Annotated in this window: 12 protein-coding genes and 1 other RNA gene; 5 read left to right on the top strand and 8 right to left on the bottom strand. The window is 42.9% G+C overall.

Translation table 11 applies throughout. From position 1 onward, the window contains the following. Nucleotides 1-161 precede the first annotated feature (161 nt). The 8 genes from BLV54_RS13225 to BLV54_RS13190 form a co-directional block, all read right to left on the bottom strand. Nucleotides 162-737 carry a YggT family protein gene (locus tag BLV54_RS13225; protein ID WP_090572109.1) on the bottom strand — a complete coding sequence of 192 codons (576 nt, stop codon included), beginning with the start codon at nt 735-737 and terminating at the stop codon, nt 162-164. Between the two features lie 39 nt (nt 738-776). Beyond that, nucleotides 777-1,589 (bottom strand): pyrroline-5-carboxylate reductase, encoded by an 813-nt coding sequence (proC, locus tag BLV54_RS13220; protein ID WP_090572108.1) that lies wholly within the window; start codon nt 1,587-1,589, stop codon nt 777-779. Between the two features lie 119 nt (nt 1,590-1,708). Beyond that, on the bottom strand, nt 1,709-1,915 hold the full coding sequence (locus tag BLV54_RS13215; RefSeq protein ID WP_090572107.1) for a DUF2905 domain-containing protein: 207 nt from the start codon (nt 1,913-1,915) through the stop codon (nt 1,709-1,711). 80 nt (nt 1,916-1,995) lie between these two features. Continuing rightward, on the bottom strand, nt 1,996-2,811 hold the full coding sequence (gene mutM, locus BLV54_RS13210) for a bifunctional DNA-formamidopyrimidine glycosylase/DNA-(apurinic or apyrimidinic site) lyase (RefSeq protein WP_090572106.1): 816 nt from the start codon (nt 2,809-2,811) through the stop codon (nt 1,996-1,998). Beyond that, nucleotides 2,811-3,674, bottom strand: coding sequence for a DUF4340 domain-containing protein (locus BLV54_RS13205; protein ID WP_090572105.1), 864 nt, complete (start codon nt 3,672-3,674; stop codon nt 2,811-2,813). Before BLV54_RS13205 ends, mutM begins: the two co-directional genes overlap by 1 nt. Before the next feature lie 4 nt (nt 3,675-3,678). After that, nucleotides 3,679-5,034, bottom strand: a complete 1,356-nt coding sequence (locus BLV54_RS13200; RefSeq protein ID WP_090572104.1) for a GldG family protein — start codon at nt 5,032-5,034, stop codon at nt 3,679-3,681. A gap of 36 nt (nt 5,035-5,070) precedes the next feature. After that, nucleotides 5,071-5,814 (bottom strand): ABC transporter permease, encoded by a 744-nt coding sequence (locus tag BLV54_RS13195; RefSeq protein WP_090572103.1) that lies wholly within the window; start codon nt 5,812-5,814, stop codon nt 5,071-5,073. A 4-nt stretch (nt 5,815-5,818) separates the two neighbouring features. Then, complete coding sequence (locus tag BLV54_RS13190) at nt 5,819-6,565, bottom strand: ABC transporter ATP-binding protein (RefSeq protein ID WP_090572110.1); 747 nt, start codon at nt 6,563-6,565, stop codon at nt 5,819-5,821. A gap of 450 nt (nt 6,566-7,015) precedes the next feature. Between BLV54_RS13190 and BLV54_RS13185 the strand changes: the two genes are divergently transcribed. The 5 genes from BLV54_RS13185 (at nt 7,016) to ssrA (ending at nt 10,972) form a co-directional block, all read left to right on the top strand. Next, nucleotides 7,016-7,714, top strand: coding sequence for an OmpA family protein (locus BLV54_RS13185; RefSeq protein WP_090572102.1), 699 nt, complete (start codon nt 7,016-7,018; stop codon nt 7,712-7,714). Between the two features lie 83 nt (nt 7,715-7,797). Continuing rightward, nucleotides 7,798-9,120: a TRZ/ATZ family hydrolase gene (locus BLV54_RS13180; RefSeq protein ID WP_090572101.1), complete on the top strand. Its 1,323-nt coding sequence runs from the start codon at nt 7,798-7,800 to the stop codon at nt 9,118-9,120. Between the two features lie 22 nt (nt 9,121-9,142). Further along, complete coding sequence (gene ubiG, locus BLV54_RS13175) at nt 9,143-9,850, top strand: bifunctional 2-polyprenyl-6-hydroxyphenol methylase/3-demethylubiquinol 3-O-methyltransferase UbiG (RefSeq protein ID WP_090572100.1); 708 nt, start codon at nt 9,143-9,145, stop codon at nt 9,848-9,850. 10 nt (nt 9,851-9,860) lie between these two features. Continuing rightward, the gene (locus BLV54_RS13170) at nt 9,861-10,508 is read left to right on the top strand and encodes an HAD family hydrolase (protein WP_090572099.1); all 648 of its coding nucleotides are present in this window, start codon (nt 9,861-9,863) and stop codon (nt 10,506-10,508) included. Nucleotides 10,509-10,610: 102 nt separating this feature from the next. After that, nucleotides 10,611-10,972, top strand: a transfer-messenger RNA (tmRNA) gene (gene ssrA / locus BLV54_RS13165). Nucleotides 10,973-11,216: the final 244 nt, after the last annotated feature.

Below are 11,216 nucleotides of genomic sequence, written 5' to 3'. Positions count from 1 at the left end.
GCCATCCTTCTCTCGAACGGATAATACCTTACGGCGAAATGATACTGGATAGGTCATTCACAAATTATAATCAATTTATATGTGATTGGCTATATGCTTTGCGCCCGGTTGAATATAAAGCCTTAAAATAAGATTGTGATTGCCATCACATTGATACCAGCTCATCTGAACATGACTGAGATTTCCTGTTGCACACCTGCCACAATCATTAATAGCAACTGCACCACGATAATGGCGAACAAAGGTGACAGGTCAACATTGGCGACAGGGGGGAAACGGCGTTGGAAAATCCCTAAAATTGGTCGAGTGAAACTATCAAGTATCGGTGCTAATGGACTGTAGGGATTAATCCAGGAAAGCACTGCTTGGACAATAATCATGATCATAATAATGTACAACGTCATTCTAACAAGCTCAATCAATGCTAGCAGCCCAAATCCTATGAATATGCTTACAGCGGATGAATCGAGCTCATAACCCCGCAAAATATTGACTCCCACCAAGATAATAAATTGAGCAAACCAGGCTAGCACCAATGTGGAAAGATCAAAACCCCTCCAAGAGGGAATTATCCGACGCACCGGCCGAACGATAAAGTTGGTAATGGCAACAAGAAATTTTGATAATGGATTATAGTAAGGCGCACGCAACAATTGCATATAGAAACGTAGCAGTAACGCAAGGGAAAATAGGCCAAGTACGGTATCTAAAAGAAATATTAATATTTGGCTGGACATCAATTGCTCCCTGAAGATTTTGGTACTAGAAGTTAAAGGCTATTTGCTACCCAATTCATCACCCATTTGCTGAGCACGCTTGAAGGCTACATGAATTGCACGCACAATTGCATTTTTAATATCATCCTGCTCCATCTTTAGTAGTGCCTGCTCAGTCGTCCCACCTTTCGAAGTTACCCGAGATCGTAAGATACCAACATCTTCTTCACTCTGACCTGCCAGTTGCACTGCACCTAAAAAGGTTTGCAAAGTTAGTTGTTTTGCTTGCTCTATACTCAGACCTAATTCCACACCAGCCTGTAACATCGCCTCAATAAAATAGAAAATATAAGCAGGACCACTCCCTGAAATAGCAGTCACGGCGTCCAATAGCGTCTCCTGCTCCACCCACAATACCGATCCCACCGCATTTAGAATGGAGGTAGCATTTTCCTTCTGTTGATTAGTCACGGTAGGTAACGCATACAGGCCAGTGACTCCAGCACGAATCAAGGAAGGAGTATTGGGCATGGCCCGTACTATATAGCTATAGCTGCCTAGCCAGCGAGATAAATCTGACGTACGAATGCCGGCCGCGATAGAAATAACCAACTGACCAGTGAGTAAGGGAGCGAGTTGCTCTGCTACGGTAAAAAGCTGCTGTGGCTTAACTGCCAAAATGATAACATCGCGATCGATAATACCTGCTGCAAGCTCAGTCCCAGTTATTATTCCAAATTGATGTTTGATTTTGTCCCGATTTTCTGGATTTATTTCTACAACATGTATTTGTGCTCTAGGATAGTCTTGCTGCAATAGTCCACCGATCAAAGCGCTGGCCATATTGCCGCCACCAACAAACGTAATATTCATATTATTCCCAAACTCATATTTTTCTAAGCAAGCAATTACTCGTATTTAGCTCGTTTTAATAAATCAGCGCCAATAACATTCTCAGGTTATATCTCGTTGCTTTGGCTTAAGCAACCGTCTTAGCGCTTGAATATGTTTATGATTATCGTGAGCACGATGCTCACGATAATCATGGAAGTAATAGGTATAAAAACCTTTACTCGCTCTGTTTCTATCCTGATATCGCCGGGCAATTTACCAAACCAGCTTAATAACCAGGGAGCCACATGCAATATTGCGCCCAGAATAAGCAGTATTACACCAGCAATCATGATCCACCGTGCCATAAAATCCATACCTAAAATAACGTTCGTGTTAGAAAGGTTAGAAATAACTTACTGGCAGACTTTATAAATAAACAATACGCTCACTTTTGACATTTTGGACAATAAAAACTTGAACGCTGCCCTTGCTTAATCTGTTCAATCATACTGCCACATATTCGACATGGCTGGTTTGCCCGGCCATATACCCAATATTGCAGCTGGAAATAGCCCGGACTACCATCGCACTTAAAAAAATCTCTTAAGCTGCTGCCGCCAGCTTCTATTGCTGCATTAAGAGTTGCCTTGATGGAGCAAACTAATTTCTCATATTGATTCAGACCAATTTTACCGGCCAGTGTTCTGGGATGTATACCGGCACGAAATAATGCCTCATTAGCATAGATATTACCAATACCCACCACAATCCGATTGTTCATAAGTACTTCCTTAATACTGCTGATACGATGCCGTGTCTTCTCATACAAGCTTTTCCCATCAAAGGATGAACACAATGGTTCATCACCGAGTCGCGCCAGCAATGGATACTGCATGACATCTCCTGTACTCCACAGAATTGCTCCAAAACGACGAGGATCTCTGAAACGAAGAATTACACCATTGGTAAGTTCCAGATCAAAATGATCATGTTTTTCTGAGGGAACTCGAGCAAATACTAAGCGCAAGCTTCCAGACATGCCCAAATGCACAATCAATGTCCCTTTGTTGCAAATGAACAGGAGATATTTTGCACGTCGTACTATTGCGGTTATTTCCTGCCCCACCAGAATCTCTTCAAGATTACTCTGAATCGGCCAACGTAAACGAGAATTTCTAACTGTAGCGTGCGCGATACGCTGATTCAACAAATAAGGTTCAATACCTCGCCGGGTGACTTCGACTTCAGGTAATTCCGGCATTATTCAGCAAAGACTGCTTGTTCCTTATTAATCGAAAAGGGATCCAGTAATCGCTTACCGATACTACTCGGAAAATGGTAGCGTATACCTTCGTCTTCGCGCAGTAAGGTTAGCTCAGATTCATTCTGCTCAGCGATCAACTTAATCTTTCTTCCATCTCGCAGCATAATACTGATTTCTTCTCCATCCATATCTGCTTTACCAGAATCCAGTGTCAAATAGGTTGCCTGAGCCAATTGCCAGCCCTGAACCCATTGATTCAACTCATCCTGACTTAAGGCTTGTTCCTGATGATGCGAGTTCACTTGCCAATGCTCCCCATGCTTTAAATGAATATGCGTCAATACAAACTCGACTGGAATCTCATCTTCCGCAAATAATCTCGAATCTAACAAATCGGTGGGTAATACTGGCAGCGTAGCTGCGTAGTGTGGTGAAATCAGAAATACCTGCTGCCTGATTGCCACATATTGCTCGTTGGTAATAGGTGCCAGATCACCAAAACTGAACGATTCTTGATCAACTTGCAACTCAATAACTGGTGATGCCAGACCATAGTGACTCAAATTCGTTGAGGGTAAAAGATGCTGGCTTGTCGCAGATAGAATTTCGAGAATGCGTTCAACTTTCACTCCATTCACTCTGCCTTGCACAGGTTTTCTCATCTGCCAGCGATTACCAGATCGACTCAATTCAATCAAAGTGCCTTGTCTTGCGATACGGATATGCTGCACTGCTTCTGCAGAGAGCGATGAAATTTTATAGGATTCCTCTTCCTGCAATGAAGGTTTGATATAGAGAAACGTTGCAAGCGCAACGATTGTGGCAAACATAATCAGATTAAGCCAGGAATGGGAATGCATGCTGTTACCTTCTTCTCCGATACCACCAAATAATTAATCCGCTCATTAGGAACAGTAAAGGAAGCACAATGAGAAAACTAATTACGATCACGGTTAATGCAGATTCGTCTAACATTAATTGACTATCGATGGTTGCCCGAGGTTGAATGGTAATCAAATCCTCATCACCTGTAAGCCAGTTAACCAGATTAATTCCAAAATCAATATTACCGCCATTCCCAAGATAGGAATTTGCAAGAAAATGCCCACTTCCGACAATAACGATACGTTGCTCGCGAGCATCGATAGTACGATTCAGTGCTACCGCTACGCTAACCGGACCTGCCACATCATTGGTTTCATCAAAAGTGGCCTCATCATTCAGCTCTCCAGTCTCCACCCATCCTTCTGGCGCCACCTCAACCAATGAAACACCATACCATTCCTCGTTTTCATTGAAAATAATCTGCCGTGCAAAAGGAAATACCGTAATGAAATCAAAATCTTCAGTAATAACATGCTGACCATAAATTGTTCCCAATGCAAATGTGACAGGCGCCCTCAATCGTTTAGCCTGTGGATCAACCACCACACCGGGTGTGAAAGTCAAACCTAATTTTTCGGCTAGCGGTAACAGGCCGTATAGTGATTCCTGATCTACCAACCATAACAAATTGCCGCCATGCTCAATGTAATCGAGTAGTTTATCCACTTCACCAGCCAGTAAATCAGTTTGTGGGGAAGCGATGATGAGCGCACTTATGTTGGATGGAATTTCCAGCGTGCTGGCAAGATTAAGTGCTTCGCCTTTAAAGCCAGCTTCTGCCAATTTTTTGCCAAAGTCTCCCATATCACGATTGGCAATGCCATCTAGCTTACGTTCGCCATGACCTGAAAGCATCATTAATTGCTTTTGGTCAGATCGAGCCAATCGCATCAATGCATTGGTAAATGTTTGCTCATTAATAGTCGTAATATGTTCACTTCGGCCATCCAAGGATATCACCATCTCACCATTCATTCTGACGCCCACTTCTTGAGCAAGATGAGGCTGCTCAACTGGATCAATAAAGTTAAGTGCAAGATCAGGTTTAATTCGTTGGTAGGCAACTACAAAATCGCTGATAATCTTTCTGATATCGCCTAGCTGAGGATCCTGGTTAGTGGCATAAACCGTGACATTCACTGGGCCATCGAGTTTTCGCAATACCTCCAGGCTTGCCTCACTCAAGCTATTACGACTATTCTGACTGATATCCCATTGCGTACGAAACTCAAACGCCAGATAACCCAGCATACCAACCAGTATCAAGAGCAGTACAACAAATAGCCCATTCTGTAGCAGCAGATGGAGTCGCAATTTTCTATTAACTGTAATCATTCAGATCATGCACCAAAAAACACTGGCAACCCGGACTCACCCATGAAGCCGTTCTCCATCCAGACGACGAATAGTCAATATGAGGAAAGTAACGATAAAAAGAACCAAAAAAACGAGACTGAATGAATCAATCAAACCACGATTCAAGCTTTCATAATGCCTGAGCAATGAAAAATTCTGTATAACACTACCTGCATCACTTGCAACAATATCTGCTATCCATAAAGCTAGCAATACACCTAATGTCCCTACCGCGGCAATTGCTGGATGGGAAGTCAAGCTGGATATATATAATCCAACAGAAACAAAACAGGCAGCCAGCAGTAATAAACCGATGGCATTGCTTAATAGTAAGCCAAGATCCATTGTTCCCCCAACGAGTAAAGAAAGGGACAACATCACAGCAAGTAGCGTAACTAATAAAAAGAATATCAATAACCCCAGGAATTTACCCAGCACAATAGCCGTCATGGAAATCGGCGCAGAGATTAATAAGGTCATAGTGTGATTACGCCACTCTTCTGCCATTAGGCGCATCGTAAATAAGGGTGTTGCCATTAACAATACCAATGATGCCACCGCAAATACCGGCACTATGATAACTTCTGTCGCCCCAGGCGGATTGGCAATCTGCATGAATTGTGATTGCAGTTCTAAAAAAGCATCGAGTCGCCCCAAAAAAACCCAAGTTAACATTAACTGGATCAGCGCAAGAAAGGTCCAGGCCAGTGGCGAAACAAACAGTAATTTCAATTCCTTCCTGGCAATCGTCAAAATCATCTTATTAATTTCCAGTATTTTCGTTTCTTAGAGTAAATTGCTCAAAAATTCGCTCAAGGCTGAGATTCTTTTGTTTAAGTTCTGCTAGCGCAGCATTAAATACCATAATGCCCTGATTCATGATTTGCACTCGATCGCATACACTTTCGAGTTCCGACAGTATATGAGTGGAAAGAAGAACACTGGAAGATTTACCAAGTTCACGAATTAGAATACGAATCTCTCGTATCTGATTGGGATCTAACCCCACAGAGGGTTCATCAAGAATGATAACCTCAGGCTGATGAATAATCGCCTGCGCAATTCCTACACGTTGTTGATAACCCTTGGATAATGTACTGATCAGTCGCTTCCCTATATTACTGAGTCCGCAGCGTTGTTTGACCTCAGTCAATACAGAATCGATTCTTGATAAATCGATATGGTGCAATCTAGCAGCAAATTGGAGATATTCATCCACTGTCAATTCTTTATACAATGGTGGATTTTCAGGCAAATAACCAATATGGCGTTTGGCCTCACGAGGATTTTTAAGCAAATCAATACCACAGATTTGCACACTACCACTTGTTGGCGCCAAGTTACCAGTTAGCATCTGCATGGTCGTGCTTTTTCCCGCACCATTAGGACCCAACAGGCCCAATACCTCGCCTCGCTTTAATTCCAGATCAACTCTGTGCACGGCAATATGCCTACCAAAACTACGACTCAGGTTATAAGCAGAAATAGTCACATTGGGGAAATCATTCACTGGCACACTCGGTTTCAAAGTTCGTTAACGCATAGATAGATGAGCCGCTCATGCCCCATCCTGTAACAACAGTAGGTTAATAAGCATCTCTTGATTCTTCAGAATCAAATAAAACATTTTATAGGTATCTCGATGTCATCGAAAAATAGGCGAGACGTTATCATCAATTATTCTGAGTACGATTTAAATTCCAGCTATAGAACATTCTATTTAGAAACTGTCTAAAATAATATTGTATCGACTTATTCTATCAGGTCAGTTCAATTGATTGCCACAGTGTTGCATAATAGCAACAAACTGGTTTGACAAAAATAAAAAGCTGGACTCATAATCCGCTCAAGTAGCGCATTAATTATCAATTTTTTGATGAGTGTCACGAGATCGCATCAGCAACAAATGATTTTGTGGGGTTATTTTTGAGTGAAGCAAAATTATCAAAAGGACAATAGCATGAAAAAGATAACGTCGACCAGAAAATACCTAATAGAAGCAGTCGTTTTATCACTACTCTTACTTTCAACAATGGCTTTTGCTGAAACACGTTATAAACAAGGCGAAAGCGATGCAAACAAAGCAGAAGCTTATAATACAGATGATCGTGGAGTCGTAACCCGAAATTCTACAGGCTTATGTTGGCGTACAGGCTTCTGGACACCAGCCATGGCAGTTTATGAATGTGATCCAGATTTAGTCAAAAAACCAGAAGAAAAAGTTGCTGCAAAACCAGTAGCGCCGGCTCCCGCACCTGCTCTGACCGAGCCAGAAAAAATCTCCTTTTCTGCAGATGCACTATTTGATTTTGACAAAGCTGTCCTTAAACCTGAAGGAAAGGAATCTCTGGATATCTTTGCAAGTAAACTAAGAGGTATTAAATACGACCTTATCATTGCTGTTGGCTATGCTGACCGTATTGGCTCGGAAGACTATAATAAAAACCTTTCCATGAGACGTGCTGAAGCAGTCAAGCATTACCTGGTAACTTCCAATGGAATTAGTCCAGATCGTATTTTTACGGATGGTAAAGGAGAAGCTAATCCGGTAACAGGCGGAAGTTGCATAGGTGAGAAAAAAACCAAGGGGCTGATTGACTGCTTGGCACCTGATCGCCGGGTAGAAATTGAAGTAGCAGGCACACGAGAAGGTCACTAAGATTAGTTTCTACGTTCCATTCAAATTCAAGATAAAAAGCCCTGCACAATGTGTGCAGGGCTTTTTTTTAAAATGCAATAAAAATGACCAGTCCTGTAACCGTTGATACAATCATTGAAGCACATTGGATCATTCCAGTCGAACCAGAAAAAACTGTTTTGATCGATCATGCCATAGTGATTGACGATGGTATTATCAAAGCTATCCTACCAAGTTCACAGGCACGAACACAATTCACTTCTCTTAATCATATTGCCCTTAATCGTCATGTGGTCATCCCAGGCTTAATCAATTTGCACACGCATGCAGCTATGACATTGCTGCGTGGCTTAGCTGATGATTTGCCTCTAATGGAATGGCTCAATCATCATATCTGGCCAACAGAAAAACAATTTGTTGATGCAAATTTTGTGCTGGATGGGGTAAAGCTAGCTTGCGCTGAAATGCTTAAAGGAGGGATTACTTGTTTTAATGACATGTACTATTTTCCGGAAGTTACTGCTAAGGCTGTCATTGAAACCGGTATGCGGGCAGCTATTGGATTAATTGTTATTGATTTTCCTTCTTCCTATGCCAGTGATGCTGATGATTATCTGGCTAAAGGGCTGGCACTGCGTGGCCAGTATCCTCAACACCCACAGCTATCGTTCTGTTTGGCACCCCATGCACCTTATACCGTCAATGATAGAGTCTTAGCCAATATCATGACTTACGCTGATCAGCTCGATTTACCTGTGCATATTCACCTGCATGAAACTCATGATGAAATTATGCACAGCCTAAATACCTGCGGGCTTCGTCCGCTTGCACGTTTACACCAACTTGGCTTGCTTGGCCCCAAGCTAATTGCAGTGCATATGGTGCATTTGATCGAAAAAGAAATTAAGCTACTCAAACAACAAAATTGCAATGTTGCACATTGCCCTTCTTCCAATCTTAAATTAGCGAGCGGATTTGCTCCGGTTACTGATTTATTAGCCCATGGAATCAATGTCGGTATTGGTACAGATGGCGCCGCCAGTAACAATTGCCTTGACATGTTTGAAGAAATGCGACTTACCGCTTTGCTTGCCAAGGCCAATAGTAACAAGGCAGAAGCGCTTCCTGCTCATCAAGCGCTACGCATGGCTACTCTGAACGGCGCCATTGCATTGGGGCTCGATAAAATCACGGGTTCTTTATCGATTGGCAAAGCTGCAGATATCACCGCCGTTGATTTCTCCGGACTAACGCTTTCCTCTTGTTTTGATCCTGTTTCACATCTTGTTTATGTCGCTGGCCAAGAACATGTTAGCCACGTCTGGGTCAATGGCAAGCTATTGCTGGATGACGGAGAACTTGTTACTCTGAACGAGAAGGAATTGATCAATCGAGCAATACAATGGCAGAAACGCCTCAATAGCTAAAATATAGGATAAAAAAAATCGCATGGAAAATGATAGTATCAATGCAGATCCGATAGAACTGGAGAAATTCAGCCAGCTTGCCCATCGTTGGTGGGATCCTAATAGCGAATTTAAACCACTGCATGACATTAATCCATTACGACTGGATTACATCGATCAATTAAGTGGAGGGTTGAAAGGAAAAACTGTGGTAGATGTTGGCTGTGGTGGCGGCATATTGTCTGAAGCAATGGCTGCACGCGGAGCAAACACGACTGGTATCGATTTGAGCGATAAAGCACTGAAAGTCGCTAAACTCCATTTGCTCGAAAGTGGACAGCAGGTTAATTATCGAAAAATTACTGTCGAGATGCTTGCCAAAGAGCAACCACACCATTTTGATATCGTCACTTGTATGGAAATGCTGGAGCATGTACCCGATCCTGCCAGCGTAATACGAGCATGCGCTCACCTAACTAAACCCGATGGCTGGGTCTTTTTTTCGACTATCAATCGTAACCCGAAATCCTACCTCTTTGCCATTCTTGGTGCCGAATACATCCTTAAACTATTACCAAAAGGCACTCACGAATACGCAAAATTTCTCAAACCCTCTGAGATTGCGCGCATGGCGCGAGCTGCAGGATTAAACGAAGCCAGAATTATTGGTATGACCTACAACCCCATTACTAAAGTTTATGCACTTGAAGCCGATACGAGTGTCAACTATATCATGGCATTCCGAGCTTAAAAGTTGATAAATGACTGAGGCAATTCTTTTCGATTTTGATGGCACCATTGCCGATACTGCGCCTGATCTGGGTCATGCACTCAATCGGCAACGCATAGCAAGGGGATTATCTCCTTTGCCCATTACACTTATTCGCCGTCAAGCATCGGCTGGATCACGTGGATTACTGCATCTCGGCTTCAATCTCACGCCAACTGATTCAGAGTATGAAATGATGCGCGATGAGTTCCTCCGCTTTTACGCCGAACGTTTATGTCACGATACCTGCTTATTTCCAGGTATGACCAACGTGCTGGATCAACTGGATATTCGAAATCTGCCTTGGGGAATCGTGACCAACAAACCTGCTCGCTTCACTCAACCCCTCGTGCAGGCATTAGGGCTACATCACAGGGCAGCCTGCATTATCAGTGGCGATGAGACGGCTCATACCAAGCCCCACCCGGAACCACTGCTTACTGCATGTCACCTAATTAATGTTTCCCCACAGAATTGTATTTATCTCGGTGACGACATTCGTGATGTCAAGGCCAGTGTGGCTGCTGGAATAAAACCAATTGTTGCCCGCTATGGTTATCTGGGCAACGATACGCCACCCGAATCCTGGGGTGCAGATCATCTCATTGATCATCCTGAAGATTTGCTCAAATATATTTAGGGCATTTTGTTAGAATCAATTCAAAGATTCTGTTAGAATCATACACTTGAACTGAACTTTTTCGTATCAGCATAATCTTATTATTCAGTATAAATTATCTTGGGGGGCGATCCGGCTTCGACGTGGGTTGCAAAGCAGTGCAGGGCATACCGAGGATCAGTTACCTCGTAAATACATCTGAAAAAAAATAGTCGCAAACGACGAAAACTACGCTTTAGCCGCTTAATCCGGCTGAACTCCACACCGGTGGGCCTCAACGCCGGGTCTGGCAACAGGCAGTGGAGTCACTAACGAGGATCGTATTTTGCAGGGTTACTTTGCAAAGTACTAAAAAATAGGTAACTCGCCTTTCATCAGCCTGCCGGTTGGCGGATGACAGGTTAAATTAAATAAACTTGGCTAAGTATGTAGAACTGTCTGTAGAGGGCTTGCGGACGCGGGTTCAATTCCCGCCGCCTCCACCAACACCAAAAACCAACCCTTCATCCGGTTGGTTTTTTTTTGCCTTCTCTCGTGGGTTCGCAGGGATTCTTAAGGGTTCTTGCGTATTTTAAAGTTTCAGGAAATCCTCCAAACTCGCTCATTTTTTCTCTCTTGGCACCATTTTTCTCTCTATAGCCAATCACATATAAATTGATTATAATTTGTGAATGACCTATCCAGTATCATTTCGCCGTAAGGTATTATCCGTTCGAGAGAAGGATGGCC

Origin of the sequence: Nitrosomonas sp. Nm33 (assembly GCF_900107265.1) — a bacterium.
Taxonomy (GTDB): domain Bacteria; phylum Pseudomonadota; class Gammaproteobacteria; order Burkholderiales; family Nitrosomonadaceae; genus Nitrosomonas.
Note: the sequence above shows the minus strand (reverse complement) of the source record. Positions and strands in the feature narration are given on the sequence as shown.

What these genes read in the sequence shown, in the direction of transcription:
- BLV54_RS13225 (WP_090572109.1), bottom strand. Translation starts at nt 737, where the DNA reads ATGTCCAGCCAAATATTAATATTTCTTTTAGATACCGTACTTGGCCTA.
- proC (WP_090572108.1), bottom strand. Translation starts at nt 1,589, where the DNA reads ATGAATATTACGTTTGTTGGTGGCGGCAATATGGCCAGCGCTTTGATC.
- BLV54_RS13215 (WP_090572107.1), bottom strand. Translation starts at nt 1,915, where the DNA reads ATGGCACGGTGGATCATGATTGCTGGTGTAATACTGCTTATTCTGGGC.
- mutM (WP_090572106.1), bottom strand. Translation starts at nt 2,811, where the DNA reads ATGCCGGAATTACCTGAAGTCGAAGTCACCCGGCGAGGTATTGAACCT.
- BLV54_RS13205 (WP_090572105.1), bottom strand. Translation starts at nt 3,674, where the DNA reads ATGCATTCCCATTCCTGGCTTAATCTGATTATGTTTGCCACAATCGTT.
- BLV54_RS13200 (WP_090572104.1), bottom strand. Translation starts at nt 5,034, where the DNA reads ATGATTACAGTTAATAGAAAATTGCGACTCCATCTGCTGCTACAGAAT.
- BLV54_RS13195 (WP_090572103.1), bottom strand. Translation starts at nt 5,814, where the DNA reads ATGATTTTGACGATTGCCAGGAAGGAATTGAAATTACTGTTTGTTTCG.
- BLV54_RS13185 (WP_090572102.1), top strand. Translation starts at nt 7,016, where the DNA reads ATGAAAAAGATAACGTCGACCAGAAAATACCTAATAGAAGCAGTCGTT.
- BLV54_RS13180 (WP_090572101.1), top strand. Translation starts at nt 7,798, where the DNA reads ATGACCAGTCCTGTAACCGTTGATACAATCATTGAAGCACATTGGATC.
- ubiG (WP_090572100.1), top strand. Translation starts at nt 9,143, where the DNA reads ATGGAAAATGATAGTATCAATGCAGATCCGATAGAACTGGAGAAATTC.
- BLV54_RS13170 (WP_090572099.1), top strand. Translation starts at nt 9,861, where the DNA reads ATGACTGAGGCAATTCTTTTCGATTTTGATGGCACCATTGCCGATACT.